The organism is Desulfotalea psychrophila LSv54, from assembly GCF_000025945.1.
Classification (GTDB): Bacteria; Desulfobacterota; Desulfobulbia; order Desulfobulbales; family Desulfocapsaceae; genus Desulfotalea; species Desulfotalea psychrophila.
Genome location: NC_006138.1, coordinates 19,262 through 39,287 on the forward strand (window position 1 = coordinate 19,262; position 20,026 = coordinate 39,287).

The 20,026-nt window shown below is 45.1% G+C and carries 15 protein-coding genes and 1 pseudogene; 1 reads left to right on the forward strand and 15 read right to left on the reverse strand.

What is annotated here, in order from left to right; all coding sequences use genetic code 11:
- Window positions 1-88: 88 nt before the first annotated feature.
- The 5 genes from DP_RS00085 to gmd all read right to left on the reverse strand — a co-directional run bounded on the left by DP_RS00085 (window position 89) and on the right by gmd (window position 6,703).
- On the reverse strand, window positions 89-1,315 hold the full coding sequence (locus tag DP_RS00085) for an O-antigen ligase family protein (protein ID WP_011187265.1): 1,227 nt from the start codon (window positions 1,313-1,315) through the stop codon (window positions 89-91).
- 472 nt (window positions 1,316-1,787) lie between these two features.
- Window positions 1,788-2,654 (reverse strand): UTP--glucose-1-phosphate uridylyltransferase GalU, encoded by an 867-nt coding sequence (galU, locus tag DP_RS00090; protein ID WP_011187267.1) that lies wholly within the window; start codon window positions 2,652-2,654, stop codon window positions 1,788-1,790.
- 347 nt (window positions 2,655-3,001) lie between these two features.
- On the reverse strand, window positions 3,002-3,958 hold the full coding sequence (gene fcl / locus DP_RS00095; RefSeq protein WP_041277414.1) for a GDP-L-fucose synthase: 957 nt from the start codon (window positions 3,956-3,958) through the stop codon (window positions 3,002-3,004).
- Window positions 3,959-4,640: 682 nt separating this feature from the next.
- Window positions 4,641-5,012 (reverse strand): GxxExxY protein, encoded by a 372-nt coding sequence (locus DP_RS00100; protein ID WP_041278132.1) that lies wholly within the window; start codon window positions 5,010-5,012, stop codon window positions 4,641-4,643.
- A 575-nt stretch (window positions 5,013-5,587) separates the two neighbouring features.
- A complete protein-coding gene (gene gmd, locus DP_RS00105; RefSeq protein WP_041277415.1) occupies window positions 5,588-6,703 on the reverse strand; it encodes a GDP-mannose 4,6-dehydratase in 1,116 nt (371 codons plus the stop codon).
- Window positions 6,704-7,700: 997 nt separating this feature from the next.
- Here gmd and galE point away from each other — a divergent pair.
- The gene (gene galE / locus DP_RS00115; protein ID WP_011187271.1) at window positions 7,701-8,729 is read left to right on the forward strand and encodes a UDP-glucose 4-epimerase GalE; all 1,029 of its coding nucleotides are present in this window, start codon (window positions 7,701-7,703) and stop codon (window positions 8,727-8,729) included.
- 485 nt (window positions 8,730-9,214) lie between these two features.
- Here galE and DP_RS00120 read toward each other — a convergent pair whose 3' ends face one another.
- The 10 genes and pseudogenes from DP_RS00120 to DP_RS16410 form a co-directional block, all read right to left on the reverse strand.
- Window positions 9,215-10,396 (reverse strand): DegT/DnrJ/EryC1/StrS family aminotransferase, encoded by a 1,182-nt coding sequence (locus tag DP_RS00120; protein ID WP_011187273.1) that lies wholly within the window; start codon window positions 10,394-10,396, stop codon window positions 9,215-9,217.
- A 22-nt stretch (window positions 10,397-10,418) separates the two neighbouring features.
- The gene (locus DP_RS00125; protein WP_011187274.1) at window positions 10,419-11,039 is read right to left on the reverse strand and encodes an acetyltransferase; all 621 of its coding nucleotides are present in this window, start codon (window positions 11,037-11,039) and stop codon (window positions 10,419-10,421) included.
- On the reverse strand, window positions 11,036-11,632 hold the full coding sequence (locus DP_RS00130) for a sugar transferase (RefSeq protein ID WP_011187275.1): 597 nt from the start codon (window positions 11,630-11,632) through the stop codon (window positions 11,036-11,038). The genes DP_RS00125 and DP_RS00130 overlap by 4 nt, the downstream gene beginning before the upstream one ends.
- Window positions 11,629-12,756 carry a glycosyltransferase family 4 protein gene (locus tag DP_RS00135; RefSeq protein WP_011187276.1) on the reverse strand — a complete coding sequence of 376 codons (1,128 nt, stop codon included), beginning with the start codon at window positions 12,754-12,756 and terminating at the stop codon, window positions 11,629-11,631. The genes DP_RS00130 and DP_RS00135 overlap by 4 nt, the downstream gene beginning before the upstream one ends.
- Before the next feature lie 188 nt (window positions 12,757-12,944).
- Window positions 12,945-14,087: a glycosyltransferase family 4 protein gene (locus DP_RS00140; protein ID WP_011187277.1), complete on the reverse strand. Its 1,143-nt coding sequence runs from the start codon at window positions 14,085-14,087 to the stop codon at window positions 12,945-12,947.
- Window positions 14,088-14,100: 13 nt separating this feature from the next.
- Window positions 14,101-16,005 carry an asparagine synthase (glutamine-hydrolyzing) gene (gene asnB, locus DP_RS00145; RefSeq protein ID WP_011187278.1) on the reverse strand — a complete coding sequence of 635 codons (1,905 nt, stop codon included), beginning with the start codon at window positions 16,003-16,005 and terminating at the stop codon, window positions 14,101-14,103.
- A 450-nt stretch (window positions 16,006-16,455) separates the two neighbouring features.
- Window positions 16,456-17,318: pseudogene (locus tag DP_RS16405) on the reverse strand (IS5 family transposase).
- Window positions 17,319-17,412: 94 nt separating this feature from the next.
- Window positions 17,413-17,922: an acyltransferase gene (locus tag DP_RS00160; RefSeq protein WP_011187281.1), complete on the reverse strand. Its 510-nt coding sequence runs from the start codon at window positions 17,920-17,922 to the stop codon at window positions 17,413-17,415.
- Window position 17,923: 1 nt separating this feature from the next.
- Complete coding sequence (wzy, locus tag DP_RS00165; RefSeq protein WP_011187282.1) at window positions 17,924-19,087, reverse strand: oligosaccharide repeat unit polymerase; 1,164 nt, start codon at window positions 19,085-19,087, stop codon at window positions 17,924-17,926.
- Window positions 19,087-20,025 carry a glycosyltransferase family 2 protein gene (locus DP_RS16410; RefSeq protein WP_162096611.1) on the reverse strand — a complete coding sequence of 313 codons (939 nt, stop codon included), beginning with the start codon at window positions 20,023-20,025 and terminating at the stop codon, window positions 19,087-19,089. Before DP_RS16410 ends, wzy begins: the two co-directional genes overlap by 1 nt.
- Window position 20,026 lies beyond the last annotated feature (1 nt).

Below are 20,026 nucleotides of genomic sequence, written 5' to 3' on the forward strand. Positions count from 1 at the left end.
TTTCATGCCACGATGGAAAAACAGACTCAACGCAATGTTATTCCAATTTCTACGAGAATAATGATAAGCTGTTTCTGCAGATAAACGATTATACATTATCCTCGGCAAGTTCTTCTCCCTGCCACTTCTTAGAAGAGAGCAAGGCGGGCACCAGAATAGTAAAAAGATATCCAGTAGAGCTACCACCTAACCAGCTATCACAGAGAGAACCAACAACAAAGGTAAGCAAGACCCCCTGCAACAACAGGCGATACCTGCTCTCCAGTGTAAAAGAGGCCCGAGCCGCAAAGAGCAGAGCAGCAATAAAGAGGGCCATCCCTGCAAGCCCCGCCTCTACTCCAACAAGCAGAAATGCATTATGGGGCCCCTTCATAGGAGGAACCCGAGTCCCCCTAATCAACTCACCGTGAACCACAGGAAAAGAGGCAGGACCAGTACCGAGAAAAGGTGCCTCGGCGATGAGCTTTAAAGAATTGATCTGCCACGCTATGCGTAGGGAAACATTGTTAAACTTCCCATGAGAAATCTCTTCTTGGTAATTTGTTACGGTATTATAGAGTTCTCGCCCCTGATTCATAAACTTAGGGGAGGTCTGAACCAGTACAACAAGAGAGAGAGCAAGCATTAGTCCACCAACAAACATTTTCTTCCATGAGAGTGTTTGCACCAGCAGCAAGAGGGCAAGGGCAAAGAAAACCACCATCCCTGTCAAACTACGCTGCAGATAAAAAATATCGGCAAAGCTCAGCAGGGCAACTCCACCCCAAAACAATCGGTGCAAGATGGAAGAATCCTTTAATCTATGGCAGGAGACATAAAAGAGCAGGGCCATCATACCACTACTAAAACTCGGGTGGATGGGTGAATTATACGCACCAGCCCAGCCATAGCTTCTCGAAATCTGGCCAAAATAGACGAAAAATGTCTCTATCAGTAGAACAACAAAGGCGGCCAAAAAGGCGTTAACGACCCAATCCACCCCCTTTCGCTGTCGTCTGCAGAAAAATATTACCATTGCCGGAAAAAGCAGGCCGCGCATGCCCTTAACCCGATCAAGCACCTCATCCATCGGCCCCACCGAATAGGATATGCCAACACAGTAGAGGATAAAGAGGGCAAAGGCAGAGAGAGCCATTGGGTACCTGCGCAAGGTCGGGACAAACTCTTTATAGCCCCGTGCCAACAGCCAAGACAAGATAAAGAGAATAGTGGTAATCGTCTTTCCCGTAGTCGTTATAACAGAACAAAAACAGGCCAAAGCGATAAAAGTCACTCCAGCCCACTCCAGATAATTCATTTTTTTTTCAGTCAACATAAATTCTCATTAAAAACAGATGCAAGATGCGAGATACGAGATACGAGATACGAGATACGAGATACGAGATACGAGATACGAGATACGAGATACGAGATACGAGATACGAGATACGAGATACGAGATACGAGATACGAGATACGAGATACGAGATACGAGATACGAGATACGAGATACGAGATACGAGATACGAGATACGAGATACGAGATACGAGATACGAGATACGAGATACGAGATACGAGATACGAGATACGAGATACGAGATACGAGATACGAGATACGAGATACGAGATACGAGATACGAGATACGAGATTGTGCCATAAGCAACTATCGTGTCAAGCGCTAATCTCAACTGTATTTTCAGCTTTTTCTAATATCCGCCATTGCGCTAGCGCTTCACTGCTAATATCTCGTATCTGTCGTTTCTGCCCTTTCTAACAGCTGACAACTCTAAACTTACAGCTGTCTTTCTACAGCTCCAGCCCCTGCAAATACTCCCGCAAAGGGCCGCCAATCTCAGGATGCTCCAGGGCAAAGGCAATATTGGCCTTCTGGAAGCCCACCTTATCGCCACAATCAAAACGGGTCCCTTCAAAACCGACCCCGAAAATAGGCTGCTCGGCAAGCAGGGCCACCATGGCATCTGTGACCTGAATCTCCCCACCGGCACCGGTCTGCTGTTTGCCAAGGAAGTCAAAGATACGGGGGGTAAAGATATAGCGGCCAATGGCGGCAAGGTTAGAAGGAGCATCTTCCGGCTTTGGCTTCTCCACCATGGAGGAGATTTGCAGGATACCATCATAGACCGTCTCACCCTCCAGAATACCGTAACGATTGGTCTCCTCCCGTGGAACCTCAATGGTAGCCACCATGGAGGCCCGCAAACGATCAAACTGGTGGATCATCTGCTGCAAGACAGGCTTTTCACTCTTAATAAGATCATCGGCCAAAAGGACGGCAAAGGGTTCATCCCCCACCACATCACGGGCACACCAGATGGCATGACCAAGCCCTAATGGCTGACTCTGGCGAGTGTAAATAATAGACCCGGAGGCGGGGACCAGAGACTCCACCGTACGCAGCAGCTCATCCTTACCACGTTTACGCAGGGTATCCTCCAGCTGATAACTACTGTCAAAATGATTTTCCAGGGCCGACTTACCACTGCCCGTGACAAAGATCAGTTGCTCTATACCAGAGGCCAGGGCCTCCTCCACCGCATACTGGATAAGCGGCTTGTCCACCACGGGAAGCATCTCCTTAGGCATCGCCTTGGTGGCAGGGAGAAAACGCGTTCCTAAACCTGCTACGGGAAAAATAGCCTTTTTTACTCTCATAATTCCTCATATATTTTAATAATAACAAATTTAACCACAGAGGACGAGGAGGACACAGAGAGGACATCTTAGGTAAACTGCTTAAGAACAAAACCATGAGAGAGATTAGTAACTCCCAAAAGATCGCCCTTTGATCTTTAATTTTTTTCTCCGCCCGTCGCCCGTCCACGATGCTCCAATGCTATAGCTCTCTCTTCTCTCTATGTCTTTGACTGCAGTGGTTAGCGTTTTCGCTTTTTAAATAATTACCTCTGTGTTCTCTGTGACCTCTGTGGTTAGTCGCTGTTTCTCTTGCTTTTAGGTAGTGGCAGTTCACCAAAAAACCTCTGTGGTTAATTGTCCTTCTTTTAATCTCTATAATTATCCTGATTCGATAAAAACCAGGCATAGGTCTCAGCCAAACCCTCACGAAGAGATATCTGCGCCCGCCAACCAAGATCAGCCAGACGAGAGACATCCATCAACTTGCGAGGAGTACCATCGGGTTTGCTGCTATCAAAGACAAGCGCGCCGGCAAAACCCACAACCTCAGCCATAGTCTCGGCAAGCTCACGGATAGTGCAGTCCAGCCCGGTACCCACATTAATGTGGGAGAGCATGGGTTCGGTGTGCTGACTATAAATATCCCTGTCAAGATTCATCACATGGACCGAGGCCGCCGCCATATCATCTACGTGCAAAAACTCCCGCATCGGCGTCCCCGTACCCCAGACCACAACCTCTGCTGCACCGGCTAGCTTGGCCTCATGGAAACGACGGAGCATGGCGGGAATCACATGACTGTTCTCGGGATGAAAATTATCATTCATACCATAGAGATTGGTGGGCATCACCGAACGGTAATCTACCCCATACTGACGATTATAGGATTCACAGAGCTTGATCCCGGCAATCTTGGCCAGGGCATAGGGCTCATTGGTGGCCTCAAGTACCCCGGTGAGCAGGGCAGACTCCGCCATGGGTTGCTCAGCAAGCTTGGGATAAATACAGGACGAGCCCAGAAACAGGAGCTTTCTCACCCCATGCAGATAGGCCTGATGGATGATATTGGCCTCCATCATCATATTCTGATAGATGAATTCGGCAGGATAGGTGTTATTGGCATGAATCCCGCCCACCTTGGCAGCGGCCAGATAAACCACGTCCGGTCGTTCCTCCTCAAAAAAATTCGCCACAGCCCGCTGATCCACCAGATCCAACTGCGCATGGGTCCGGGTCACAATCTCTCCCGCGCCCATCTCCTCCAACCTTCTGACAATGGCCGATCCGACCATGCCCCGATGCCCTGCTACATATATTTTCATAACACTCTTCCTCAATCATAAAAACAACATTTACCACAGAGTCCACAGAGGACACAGAGAACTACTTTTTTTTATCAAAAACAAAACAGAATAAAAGCTAGCATACTATCGAAGACGGCAGCACAAAGAATTGCAGAACGCACTGAAAAGGTGATAGGAAAAATCGCTAGGCTGAAATAGACTCATTCCAGATAGGATTGATATTTCTAAGAAGCCCACCTAAGAAGTGTTCACCCTAAAACTTTTCTCTGTAGTTGAAATCAAAACAGGGACAGTTAACCACTGCTTAGGAGTACACAGAGAGGACCTTTTAGGTAAAGGACCAAAAGCGTTAAGGCTAGAATCATTTGAAAAAATAAATTGTTCCAAATCAATCTGTTATTATGCTTTTTAAATAATTCCCTCTGTGTGCTCAGTGCTCTCTGTGGTTAGTCGCTGTTGTTGCTTTTAAGCAGTCGCCATTCCGCTCGCCACTCGTTGTCGCTCGCTGCTACTCCACTGCTCAGTAGTTCAAAAAAAGTCCTCTGTGTCCTCGGTTCCAGTGATTAACTATCCTTCTTTTTCTCGCTGTTTCTCTCGTTGTTGCTTTTAGCTTTTCACCAAAAAAGCCTCTGTGTCCTCGGTTCCAGTGGTTAACCCTTTTCGCTTTTGATCTTTTAGGCAGTGGTTGATGTAGTTGTCTTTACAAAACAAGACGTCGAACACCATCCACCAAGCGAAGCACATTAAAATTAATCAGCAAACCTGTCCGCACCCCAGCAAGCTTCATATAGGTCAAGACCTGGGCCGTATGAAGTGGCAACAGCTTATCAACCACCTTCAGTTCAACAATAAGTTCATCAGCAACTAAAAGATCAATACGGTATCCAGCATCAATCTCAATATCCTTATACCGGATGGGCAAGGCAACCTGTGTACGCACAGCGATGTTCAGACATTGCAATTCATACAACAAACAGCGCTCATAACTAGATTCAAGCAAACCTGGACCAAGCTGACGATGAACTTCTATGGCACAGCCAATAACCGTACCAGTCAACTCCTTAGTATCCATAACATCCTCTGTGTTCTTGATTCCAATAATTAAAAAAAAAACAATAACAGAAAGAACAAGGACGGCTAACCACTGCTTATGAGGACACGGAGAAAGACTTTTATATAAACCGCTTAAAGCAAAAAACAAATTCGAAAATATAAACACTAGAACCCCTAAGAACAACTCAGCTAACATGTTGGATTTTATTTTTGTCTTTCATCTCGTATCTCTGCTTTTTAAATAATTTCCTCTGTGATCTCTGTGCCCTCTATGGTTAGTCGCTGTGGCTTTTTAAATAATTACCTCTGTGTCCTTGGTTGCCAGTGGTTAACCGTTTTTCTCGCTGTTCCTCGTTGCTGTTTTTCTCGCTTTTGCTGTGGCTTTTTACCCAAAAAACCTCTGTGTTCTCATAAGCAGTGGTTAACTTCTTTTTTCTGCTTTTTCTCGCTATTCCGCTCGCCGCTACGCTGCTGCTGTTGCTGTGGTATTTTACCTAAAATCCTCTGTGATCTTGGTTGCCAGTGGTTAGTCGCTGTGGCTTTTTAAATAATTACCTCTGTGCGCTCGGTTGCAGTGGTTAACTTTTTCTTTTTTTATTCCTTAGTGACGGGAATTGTGTAACCGTGCAATTTCAACAAAGCATGCTGCTTAGCCTTAGCAAGATCGTTAGCCACCATCTCAGCACACATCTCCTCCACGGTGATCTCAGGGACCCAACCAAGCTTCTCCTTAGCCTTAGTAGGATCACCAAGCAGGGTCTCCACCTCGGCAGGACGGAAGTAACGGGGATTCACTCGAACCACCACATCACCCACCTGAACCGCAGGGGCATCTTCACCCACAATAGCCTTTACTGTTCCAACCTCAGCCAAGCCCTCACCGCTGAACTCAAGCTCGAAACCAGCTTCCTTGGCCGATAGCCGGACAAAGTCACGTACCGAAATCTGCCTGCCCGTAGCAATAACAAAATCATCGGGAGCATCCTGCTGGAGCATCATCCACTGCATACGGACATAATCCTTGGCGTGGCCCCAATCACGCAGGGCATCCATATTACCAAGGTAGACACACTCCTCGAGTCCCTGGGCAATATTGGCAAAGGCACGGGTAATCTTGCGGGTAACAAAGGTCTCACCGCGACGAGGCGACTCATGGTTAAAGAGAATGCCGTTACAGGCATACATACCGTAGGATTCACGGTAATTTATGGTAATCCAATAGGCATACATCTTGGCCACTGCATAGGGTGAGCGGGGATGAAATGGGGTCGTCTCAGTCTGGGGAATCTCCTGCACCTCACCAAAGAGCTCCGAAGTCGAGGCCTGATAAAAACGGGTCTTCTTCTCAAGCCCCAAAAAGCGAATGGCCTCCAAGATGCGTAGGGTGCCATTGGCCACAACATCGGCAGTATATTCAGGAGCCTCAAAAGAGACGGCCACATGGGACTGAGCAGCAAGATTATAGACCTCATCGGGCTGCACCTCTTTGAGGATACGGGTAAGATTGGAGGAGTCAGTCAAATCACCGTAATGGAGAAAAAACCTGGGATTCTCGGCATTGGGATCCTGATAAATATGATCAATCCGCTCGGTATTAAAGGAGGAGGCCCGCCTCTTGATGCCATGTACCTCATAACCCTTCTCCAACAACAACTCCGCCAAATAGGACCCATCTTGGCCGGTAATACCGGTAATCAATGCCTTCTTCATAATCACTCCACAATATATTTTCAGAGAAACCCTATAAAGCCTAATGGTAATTTATCCAGCACCACAATAGAAGCTTACAGGACAAAAAACAACTTCTTTCCCATTGCCGAACAGAGCCAATGGTCTGCATGGAATTTTATAAAACATGACCCTCAAAAACAGAAAAAAGTTAACCACTGGCTGAAGAACACAGAGAGGACCGTTTAGGTAAAAGACAAAAAATACAGCGATAAGCTGGAGCAGTGGAGTATTACGGAATGGCGAGCTGTCAGACAGAAAAGAGATGTGAGATGCGCCACAGGCAACTGTCATGTCAAGCGCTAATCTCAGTTCTCTTTTCAGCTTTTTCTAGCATCTAATAGCTGTAGTCCCCTGATAGCTGATAACTCAAAAGCATACAGCTTCTTTTCCCTCTGTGTACTTGGTTACAGTGGTTTTAAGCTTTTCTCGCTATGTCTCTCGCCTTTCGCCACTTCGCTGCTATCTTTTAGGTAGTGGCTTTTTACCAAAAAATCTCTGTGTGCTTGGTTGCAGTGGTTAGTCCTTTCTTGCTGTTATATTTTATCGCTGTTGTCGTTGCTGTTGTAGTTACTTTTCGCTTTTCGCTTTTTAAATAATTTCCTCTGTGTTCTTCAGCCAGTGGTTAACTGCTTTTTAGCTTTTTCTCGCTGTTTCTCTCACTGTTTTTTCGCTTTTCGCTTTTTAAATAATTTCCTCTGTGTTCTTCAGCCAGTGGTTAACTGCTTTTTAGCCCTATGTGGCCCTATGTGGCAGGATAGTTTACGCCCTTACTCTTGCCCTTTCTGACACCTATCGGTATTCCTGCCCTCACTTCTGAGCAAAAAAAGTGGTTTGTTGCAAAAATTAGCCTCACTAAGACTCCACAAAATGGGGTAAGATCAAAATGGCTATTTTTTATATGGAATCAATATTATGCTGAAGCTGTTATCTTAATACAATTTTGAAAAGTAAAAAATCAATTTAGAGAGGCAGAGGGATGGGAGCATTAAATATCCTGGTGACAGGCGGGGCTGGTTATATTGGCAGTCATACCTGTCTGGAATTGCTAGAGGCAGGCTATGAGGTCACCGTTGTGGATGATCTGTCAAATTCGTGTTATGAAGCCCTAGCCCGGGTGGAGACACTTACTGAAAAAAAAATAACCTTTCATCAGGTAAATGTCCTTGACCAGCAGGCCCTCGATGCTGTTTTTGTAAGTAGCAAAAAGCCCTTTGCCGCAGTGATTCATTTTGCGGGACTAAAGGCAGTTGGTGAGTCTGTGGCCGAGCCACTCCGTTATTATCATAATAATGTCACGGGAACCCTTGTCCTCTGTGACCTTATGGCTAAGCACGGGCTGAAAAATATTATCTTCAGCTCTTCGGCAACGGTTTATGGTGATCCAGCAACTGTCCCCATAACCGAAGATTTCCCTCTTTCCTGTACCAACCCCTACGGACGCACCAAATTGATGGTAGAGGAGATTCTTGCCGATCTCCATGGGGCAGACCATGAGTGGAATGCCTGCCTGCTCCGCTATTTTAATCCTGTCGGAGCTCACAAAAGCGGGCGGATAGGAGAAGACCCCAATGGCATTCCCAATAACCTCATGCCTTATATTGCCCAGGTCGCCATTGGTCGTCTTGATTACCTGTCAGTTTTTGGCAATGACTACCCTACGGTCGATGGCACGGGGGTGCGGGATTATATTCATGTGGTCGATCTGGCCAAAGGGCATGTCTGTGCTGTAAAAAAAATTCTTGAGGGTCGGGGCATCACAACCTACAATCTGGGAACAGGTCATGGCTGCAGTGTCCTTGAGATGGCGAGCGCCTTCTCCAGAGCCTGCGGCCATGATGTCGCCTATAAAATAGTAGCGAGACGGGCAGGTGATGTAGCAGTATATTGTGCAGACGCAACCAAGGCATTGGATGAGCTCGGTTGGTCAACCTCCCTCGGCCTTGAGGACATGTGCGAAGACACCTGGCGCTGGCAGAAAAATAATCCCACGGGCTATCGGCAATAGGGAGAGGATACAAGACAGTGGGATAAAGCCGTTACTTGCCTTCGCTAGAAGGCTAAATCCATACCTACACGAAGGATGCATCAGCCATTCACCCAATGGATATTTGCACTCTCGAAGGGATAAGATTGCTCAAGCGGATAGCTTATGGATATCGAGACACGGCCCCAAAAAAACAAAAGAAGAGCTGTGAGCTATCAGCTGTCAGTTAAAGCAGCACAGCTCAAGAGCTACATGCTGTCCTCGCAGTTAATCTCCCGCTATTTGCCTTCGCCATGCCGCTACGCTTCACTGCTGCCATTACGCTACGCCACTCGTTGTCGCTCGCTGCTGCTTCACTGCTGCCATTTCGCTCGCCACTCGTTCGCCGCTACGCTGCTGACGCCACTCGTTTGACGCCACTCGCTGCTACTCACTGCTACTCACTGCTACTCGCTGCTACTCCACTGCTACAGCTTTCTTCCCCTCCGTGTACTCACAAGCAGTGGTTAACCCTTTTTCTCTGCCCTCTGCAAAACCTCCCGAACAATAACACAAGTCTTTTCAATCTCAGCCTCAGTCAAGGTCGGATGGACCAAAAACATCAAACTGGTCTGACCAAGTTCACGGGCATTGGCAAGGGGAACTTCGGGTCGCCAACCAGTACCGTCAAAGGCCTTCTCCCGATAGACCTCAGAACAACTACCCTGAAAGCAGGGTACTCCACGGGCAACAATCTCTTCGACAATACGATCACGGCTCCAGCCAGAAGCCAGGTCGTCAGGACAAACAAAGAGGTAATGTTTATAACAGGCATGCACACAATCCTCCGGCACCTCGACTCGACGTACGACAGACAGATCTGCTACGACATCATCAATGGCATGGGCATTCATCCTCCGAGCGGCTGTCCACTGCTCCATACGGTGCAATTGAATGCGACCAATGGTGGCCTGCATCTCGGTCATGCGCCAATTGGTGCCAAAGCTCTCGTGCAACCAACGAAATCCTGGTGGATGCTCCTTTTCATATACAGCCTCATAGCTTTTTCCATGATCCTTATAACTCCACATTTTGGACCATAGTTCTCGATCATTGGTGGTCACCATCCCACCCTCACCACCGGTGCTCATGATCTTGTCCTGACAAAATGACCAGGCTCCAATATGACCAATGGTACCCACACTACGCCCCTTATATCGAGCGCCATGGGCCTGGGCACAATCCTCCACGACATAGAGACTATGGGCTTTCGCAAGTTCCATAATGGCATCCATCTCTGCAGGCATACCTGCTAGATGGACCACAATAATCGCCTTGGTCTTCTTGGTAATATGCAGTTCAATTGTTTCTGCACAGATATTCTGACTATTTCGATCAAGATCTGCGAAAACCGGGACAGCACCGGCAGTAACAATGGATGAGGCCGTTGCCAGAAAAGTTCGGGAGGTGGTTATCACCTCATCGCCCTTTCCTATACCAAGGGCCTTTAGGGCTAGATCAAGAGCAAGGGTACCATTACCAAGGGCCACAGCATGGGAACAGCCAGCCCACCGAGCAAATTCCTGCTCAAAAAGGCGGCACTCCTGCCCAGTCCAATAATTTACTTTATTAGAGAGAAGTACACGGGAAACAGCATCGGCCTCTTCTTGAGAGAAAGAGGGCCAGGGAGAAAAGGAGGCATTTGACACGGAAATATCCTAAATAAGAGAGTTACAAAAGAGGTCGGGCTGGCACACCAGCTACAACAGAGTTATCAGCAATATCGGCAAGAACCACCGATCCTGCCCCAACCATAACATGAGCACCAATATTCACTAACTGCTTCACAGAGGAACCGATTCCCAACCAAGAGGCAACACCGACACAAACACCACCTGCCAAGGCTACCTGCGGGCTTAGGTGAACCGCATCTGCTAGTTGACAATCATGCTCTACAATAGCCCCTGTATTGACAATACAGGCATCACCAATCTGAGCAAAAGGATTCAAGATTGCCCCAGCCATAACCACAGTCCCCACGCCCAAGATCGCATAAGGACTCACCACAGCACGAGGGTGTACCAAGCTAACAAGATCAGCTTCCACAGACATCAAAACTTTTTGCTTTTGATAACGAATGATATTATCGCCAATAGCCACCACACAACCTTGATATTGAGCAAGGGACCCAATAAGATCGGCACTGTCTCCAACAATTTGCCAGGGGCCTAGGCTACTCTTTTGCGGCCATGCATCATCAAAAAATACAACATCATCCCAACCGGAGCAGAGGGCAATATCGGCAACGACCTTCCCATGCCCACTCGCCCCTAATATGGCTAATTTTTTCATCTCTTTGAGCCTTGAAATTTTGTCATTGTCTCACAACCACCGCCACTGATCCCTTCCCGGACAAACACCTTCTTTACCGTCAAAAGCAGTATTTTGATATCAAGCCATAGTGACTGATTATCCACATACCAGACATCAAGCTGAAACTTTTCTTCCCAAGAGATAGCATTACGACCATTTATCTGCGCCCAGCCGCTTACCCCTGGACGCACCTCATGACGTCGCCTCTGCTCATCGGTATACAGCGGGAGATATTCCACAAGCAGAGGGCGTGGACCAACCAAGCTCATATCCCCCTTCAAGACATTCCACAGGCCCGGTAACTCATCCAGGCTTGTGGAGCGCAACCTCTTACCAAAAGAGGTCAAACGCTCCTCATCAGCCAAAGGCCTACCGCTCCCATCAAAGGCATCTCGCATGGTGCGAAACTTCACCATAGTAAAGAGATTACCATCTTTCCCTGGACGGACCTGACGAAACAATACTGGAGAACCCAGCTTTTTTCGAATCTGCCAGGCAACAACAATAATCATAGGCAATAAAAAAAATAGCCCTGTACCTGAAGCAATAATATCAAATATTCTTTTAATCACTCTATTCCCATTTCAGAAAGCATATGTGCATTTACCTTATGCACATCATATTTTTCTTCCGCGATTCTGCGCGACTCTGCACCCATCTCAGCAACCAATTCCGGATTTTCAATAAACTTCTGCATCACATCAACAAGAGCAGCCACAGACTTAACCGACACTAAATAACCATTTAAGCCATCGATAACTGTTTCACGGCAACCAGGGGCATCTGTAGTAATCACCGCTCGCCCCATAGCCATGGCCTCTAGCACGGTTCTGGGGGTACCCTCCCGGTAAGACGGTAGCACATACACACCGCAACCAGCAATGGCCGGCCGGACATCATCAAGTTTACCTAAATACTCCACAGTGCCTGCGGCAACCCAATCATCTAACTCCTGCCGTTTAATTGCATCCGGATTGTCATCTATCCACCCCACGAGTTGAAATTGCGCCTGAGGATATATAATCTTTACTTGCACTGCCGCCTGGACATATTCGCGTACGCCTTTATCACCTAGCAACCGGGCAATCAATAAAAAATGCGGTGATTTCGGCAAAAGAACTTGTTGGTACTCTGCCACATCCACTCCCGAGCCATTGACAATGCGGGACGCCACTTTGGCAGAAAGAATACCGAGCTTACGAAACAGCTCTTCATCATCTGGATTCTGAAAAAAGACCTTGTCCACCCTACCTAGGGCAAAGCGATATAACCGTTGGATAAGCGTCTTAAGCAGCCCTCTCTTACCGCCGGCTTGGCCGGTAAATGCGTAACCAAGGCCAGTGATCAGCGCAAAACGGCGCGGCACTCTGGCCAACCAAGCGGCAAGACTGCCGTAAACAACAGGCTTGATGGTATAACCCAGCACAAATCTCGGCTTTATCTTTATCATCAACCGGTACAGTTCTAGTATAGTGCTAAGGTCTGCCACCGGATTCACACCGGTTCGCTGCAATCCAATAACATGCACACTTACCCCTTTGCCAGTAAGCGCCTGATGGATGGCATCACCCTCGGCCAGATTTGGTACAGCAACATGCACCTCCAAACGCCTGGCCAACAGAGCGTCAATCAAAGGGCCGCGGAATTTAATCAACGAATCGGGAAAACTGGCAATCAGTAATACAGTATTGTTCATTGTTTTTGATAGCCCATCTTATGTACTGCTTTATTATCTTCATCTCCCATTCCTCTCGAACGGCCAATCACAGAAATCAGCAGAAAAATCAGCATAGGCGCAAATATCTATTTCTGACACGCAGACACCCCTAAATTAGAGATAGTAATACCCTGCTGCGATTAAAAACCTCATCACGTAAATAGGATTTATTTAATACCCCGCCAACAAGTTTCATAAGCATGCACCATTCCCTGAAGAGAAAACTGTTCTGCTATGCGTTGTGCGCTAGCATCTTTTCGTGCTTGCCATGTATCCGGATGGCTCTTTCTCTCCTCAACCATGTTCATAATCACACCGGCCAAAGCTTCGGAGTTTCGCGCAGGGCAACAGGATTCTGGTTCACCGATAATTTCCAGAGCATCACCAACATCGGTAGAAACACAGGGTGTGCCACAGGCCATGGCCTCAGCAATCACATTAGGAAAACCTTCAGAACAACTGGAAAGCACATGAAGATCGAGTGCATTCATCACCGCAGGAATGTTACCACATTGACCGGCTAACAACACGCTATCCTGCAAGCCTAGCTCAGCAATATATGACATAAGAACATCATTATCAACAGATAAGCCTTTACCAACCAAGACACAGCGAATATGAGTGACTTGCTTAGTGACCAACGCGAAAGCTTGCAATAAATTCAAGTGATCTTTAAGAGGGTCAAAGCGCCCCACTGTACCAAGCACAAACTCATCTTGGCTCAGCCCTAGTTTTTGTCGCATGTATATGCTTGCACCAAAATCTGGTTTAAAACGCGACAAGTCATAACCATTTTGAATAACAGACATATTTGATTTTTTATAGCCAATATCTGCATGCACAGCCAATGCCTTATTGGCACAGCAAATAATTTTGTCAGGTATCCAACCCGACAAAAATGCACATAAGCGAGCGATCATGATCGTTGAACACTTGGATTTACCTTTTTCCAAGGTTGAATGGCGAATCCCCCAAAAAACGCTACGGACACCTGCTAACCGCGCGGCAATGCCCCCCAACAGATCGGCATGATACATCCATGTCTGGACCACATCCGGTTGCTCTACTCGAATCAGCTTTACCAGACGAAAGAACTTAAAGATACTAGGGCTCCCCGGGTTCATGCCTAAGCAATATACACGTACACCGGCCTCTTTTAACACTGTGCCGTACTTCCCTTGATCCATTAAAGAGATGACAACATGGATAGCCGCCTTGCTGTGTAAACAAAGACGAGTCAATACGCCTTCTGCACCACCGTCATTCAACCCGGTAATAATATGCAAGACTTTTTTTTGCTTTGTATTCATTATTTCAAAATCATCAGAGTGTTATCGAGTTCGCATCTTGCTCATCCAGCCATGCTTGAAACATAAGCACACTCCACAGCTTACTTGCATTATCACGCTTGCCCTGCACATGTTGCTGCCATGCTTCACGTATTGGCGCTGGATAAAAGTACCCTTCACCTCGCAAGCGTTTTTCATCAAGCAGAGCTTCGGCCCAGTCACGTAAAGGGCCGCGAAGCCAATTTGCCAAAGGAATGGAAAAACCTTTTTTAGGGCGTTCTATCAATTCTCGAGGCACATGACGATACAACACTTCACGCAATACCCACTTGCCTTTGCCATCTCGAATTTTCATGCTCAAGGGCAATTGCCAAGCCAATTCAATCACTCTGTGATCCAACAAAGGCACGCGGGTTTCCAAACTATTAGCCATTGCTGCACGGTCAACTTTAACCAAAATATCATCTGGCATATACATCTGTGCTTCCATGGCCATCATCCAGTGCTCGAAGCTGTCCGTTTCTGGCCACAGATCCGAGCTATTTAAAACAGACGCAGGCTCTTTAGCACCAATGACCACGTCTTCTGGCTGCCCCCAATGACTCATGATGCTCCGATAAAATGACTCTTTATTCGAAGCACCCATCACCTCGGCCAGTTTAAGAAACTTATCAGGTAATGGCAGTCTACTCATACTGGCAGCAAGTGCTGCCCGCAGTGGCTGAGGGTAGCATTTCAGCAAGTTCCAGTAACGCGGAGTAAACAGGTAGGGGGTATAACCGCCAAACAGCTCATCTCCACCATCGCCACTGAGCGCTACGGTTACATGCTGCCTGGCCATTTTAGTTACCAAAAATGTCGGCAACTGAGAACTGTCGGCAAAGGGTTCGCAGTAAATCGATGGTAACTGCGGTACAAGTTCCAGTGCATCCTGAGCCGATACATACAGCTCGGTATGCTCAGTTCCCAAATGGCGAGCCACCGCAGCGGCATATTGTGCCTCATTGTAACGGGGATCATCAAAACCGATGGCATAGGTCTTAACCGATTGCTGCGCCTGCTTTTGCATAAGCGCCACAACCACACTGCTATCGACCCCACCACTTAAAAATGCCCCCAAGGGAACATCCGCCAACATTTGCCCACCAATACTCTGTGACAAGCGATGCTCTAGAAGGTCAACCGCTTCAATATCGGTACCGCTGAATGGCTGGGCGATGCCAGATTCAATCGCCTGATTCATTGTCCAGTAAGCTTTTGGAGTAGCAGTATCTATATTTGATACACTATTTAAAGTGACGTAATGCCCTGGTAATAGTTTATAAATACCTTCATAAATACTCTGTGGTGCAGAGATATAGTTATGACGCATATATACGGCCAGTGCATCACGACTTACCTTGGCCTTAAAATCAGGATGAGCCTTCAGAGCCTTAAGTTCAGAACCAAATAACAGCGTATCACCTTGCCACCCCCAGTATAAGGGCTTTTCACCAGCACGATCGCGGGCAAGGGTCAAATTTTGCTCCTGCTTATCCCACAGGGCAAGAGCAAACATCCCCACCGTGACCTTAAGTGTTTGCTCTATTCCCCAGGCTACAAAACAGGCAAGCAAGGTCTCTGTATCTGAATGTCCACGCCAGGCTGGCGCCTGATTAGCCTGTTCCAGCTTTTGACGTAACATCAAATGGTTGTATATCTCGCCATTAAATGCAATAACATAACGATCACACTGCGAGTGCATTGGCTGGTGACCGGCGGAGGACAAATCAACAATAGCAAGCCGCGTATGCACCAGACCAATACCTGTATCAGCATCGTACCAAGTGCCTGAGGCATCGGGACCGCGATGAGAAATTGATTTCCCCATTGATTGTAAATGCAAGATAGTATTATCTGCAATGAATTGGTAATTAAAAAAACCTGCCAGACCGCACATTAATGCTTACTCCATAAATCCAGGTACTGTTCAGCAACCTTAATATGGCTATGAGTTTGTTCTGCAAACAGCCACAACTGATACCTCATTTCGCTTATCTTATTTTTTGATCTTTATACTAATTTGTTGAACCGCTTCAGCCTCGTTCGTAAATCCAGATTCTGCCGATCAATACGTTGCGTACACAGCTCACCACAACGTGCTTTTTCTTAGGTAACTCAGCATGATACACGTCAAAATTGTCAGTGCATAAAAACACCTTATACCATCATTTCAATAGATTGGCATCACACGGCCTTGTTGCATAAATCATGAGGAAAGAAAATCATCTTCCCTCTACTCCATTCCATCTTATTAACCCGGTGGACATCCTCCTACAAAAGAACAAGATGGTATGTCCATAATTTCAGCAATTTAGCTTGGTGATTTTAAACCTAATTGTCCGCCGGTTTAATAGTAAACAACCTCTCGAACAGGCATCCCTAAAGAATTAATTTTGTTCAAAGCCTTGATCGCAGCCCTATCTGCTGGTACCCAGTATTCGCGGAGGCTCAATTTATCATTAATCAACTGCTTGTAGCGATACATCGCTGTTTCAGCAAGAGACCTTTGATGATACCCTGTGCTTGCTTCCCACTCTTTCAACTCACCTTTTTGCAATGCTCCTACAGCTTCATTTCTTGGATGGCCTTCCTCCCACATAGCAGCATTTTTCCGTGGTGGATGAGCAGAGACACCTTTGACTACAATATGATAGCAATCTTGTGTTCCACACCATCGCCTGATATCTGCTCTATGCGTCGATGAAGAGGTTTCAATACCTTGGAGTCATGAACACGCTCTAGCGAGATTTCGCCACTTAGGTGATCGATCTCGGCATCGATTGCAAGGTGAATCTTACGCCAGGTTCTACGTTTGGAGGCCCCGTGTTTTCTGACGCTCCACTCTCCTTCTCCATGGTTTAGCCCCGTCGAATCGATATGCTTAATCGGCCCATGACTTGGCAGCCTATAATTCACCTTAACAGTTTGGGCACGTCTGCCAACAGGTTTTTCAGGTGCCTGGAGGTCGATATCCATCAGTTCAAAAAGTGAATTCAGAAAACCTTCAGCTCCTCGGAGAGACAGGCCGTAAATGGTTCCACATCAAACAAGTCGTGTATCATCAGTGTACTTGCGGCTACGGCCACGCTGTCCCGATGGTGTCGTGCTGTACCAACTTTTAATCGCTTTCTTGTCCACCCAAAATGTCAACGCCATTGCTTCAGCGCCCCACTCCGGCCAATTTTTGATCTTTCCCCTGCTCTCTCTCATGACTCCTCCAATGCTCCATGTTACAAGAAAACATCATCGAGCAATGCTAGCAACTTCTATTTGTGCAACAAGGCCGCATCACACCCATAAATTATTATAAATTTCTAATTTTACTTGCTGGATTACCCACGTAGATACCTGATTCAAATATAGATTTAGCAACTACACTCCCAGCACCGATAATCACTCTATCGGTAATTGTTATACCTGGCAAAATAATAGCTCTTGCACCTATCCAACAATCATTGCCAATTTTTATTGGCGCTGTAATTATATCTTGTTCACGTAAAAGAAGCTTAGTGTCAGTATATCCATGGCCTCCAGTTAGCATCATAACTTCTGGGCCAATCATAACATCACATCCAATTTCAACCTTTTCCATACAGACTATTCTAGAATTTTCACCTATTCCTGAGTTTTCACCAATCGTTATATTATGCCCTCTACCAAAGTACACCCCCTTAGCTATGTTCACATTCTTCCCTACATATTTAAATATGTGAGCAACAACTAAACGACGAAGAAAAACACCAAAACTAACAAATGAAACTGATGGCAGATAAATCAAGAAAGAGTAATAAAAAAACAAAAACAAGTAATTCATATTAACCCCAAATCTTAATCTTCTTAAAAAAGAAATAATAAATAACAGAATACAGTGTAAAATCTAAAAAAGGCGCAAACCAACCATGAAATAAATACAAAAGAGAAAAAAGCGAAAAGAGTCTAACATACCTCGCGCCAAGATACCTTGCGCCAACAAAAAGCGGCACAAAATGTATGCAAAAAACAAACATAAAAAAGAACACTGAAGAAAAACCTAGCAGCCCAATCCATCCAGCCATACCTGGGTCTACATTATACACTTCTCCTTTTAAATAAGCTCCAGATAACACTAGATTAAGATCAGGCCTTGAAAATGAAGGAAATATTTTTATGAAAATCTCGTATAGAATCCCATTTTCAAAAAAAGTTCTAAAGTTTCGATTTAAAAAAAGATCCCAATACATCTCTCTATTTTCTATTAAACTTGCTGAATAATTCAAATGTTGAAATCTACTTATAACACTGAAAATTATTTTTCCAAAAAAATCAAAATTATAATTACCAACAACATTTATAATTATCTCATTTACAGCAATTCCTTTTCTTAACCCCCACTTAAGGCCATCAATAAAAGGAAGAGACAATATTAAAGCAATAAACAACAGAAAAAATTTTATACTATTTTTAGCTTTAAAATAAATTTCATTTCGAACAAGGTACAGCAGAAAAACTATAAAAACACTTCCCATCCAGCCCCTGCTCATCAATGAAAATCCCAAAAATAATAAATTGTATTTGCAAACTTTATTATTTGAAATAAAAGGTATTGTTAGAATAGCAAGAAGGTCAGGTTTAACGATAACAAAAACATAGTTGAGTAAGTTAACCTCTGCAAATCTAAATTTAGAACCAGCGATACCCGAACCTGTATAAATACAAAACAGCCAGAAAGCCACTTGAATTATCAATACAACCAGCCCAGATCTTTTATTCACGAATAGCAAACTATCTCTTTCTAATTTTGTTTTAGCAACAAAATAGAAGAAAACAATATATACAATAGATAATAATTGAAACATATAACTTAGTAAATATGAAATAGGTGATATCTTCACCCACTGCTCATCAAACAAAAAACCACCATTTGATATGCCTCTAACAAGAAAGAGTGCATTCACAACTGCATATACCAATGACAGCAAAAAAACTGAATCTATTTTCACTAAAAAAACCTTTTGAATTTCTCTCTCATTGATATTACTTTCCCAAATAGCCTAGGCCAAATAAAAATAAAAAGATTAACCCAGCCATATCTTCCAGCAATCATTGACTGTCTTGCAAATCTTGTAGCATCACTATATGCACCAATATACGAAGAAACAAATGCATACTTTGTCAATGATTTACCATACAAATTCTGTATATCTATTTTTTTATCGGGGAAGATTAACTTAGCCGATGCATACACCCTTTTGTTTGCTTCAACTACACTTTTATTAATGACACCTCCTTCAACAGCTACACCCGAAAACGCTCTATAACTTCCCAACACTTTATCTAAATGATAACTACACCCTAACAAAGAATGTTCAAAGTGCATCTCTATATCTACCATACCATCGAAATACAATCTATCCCAACAGTCTTCAGGTACATTGTTTCTGAACATTTTTGATGAGTGAGCAAAAAAAGGTAATTGGGATAATAACTCAAAAGTAGTATGCATTCCTTCAGGCCAACGACGATAAGAATGTCTTAGTATATTTCCTTCACTGCTTATAACATTTACATCATGAGTACAAAAAAACACATCAGAGTGAGAGTCAAGCACCTCAACCTGCCGTAAAATCTTATCTGGTGATAATATATCATCACCATCGACATGGGCAATATATCTACCTCGTGCTTCTTTATAGAGATCAATAATATTTTTTGCTGGTCCCAAATTATTTTTTCTTACAATCAACCTGATTAGCGTTGGGTATTTTGCTGCTAACTCGGTTATAATAGATTTTGTTGAATCAGTAGAGGCATCATCCGCGATTAATATCTCATAATTAAAACCAACATCTTGGTTTACCGCACTCATCACGGCATCGCCAATATATTTTTCTTGATTATAGGTAACAACACACACCGAAACTTTAATTTCTGAATTCATG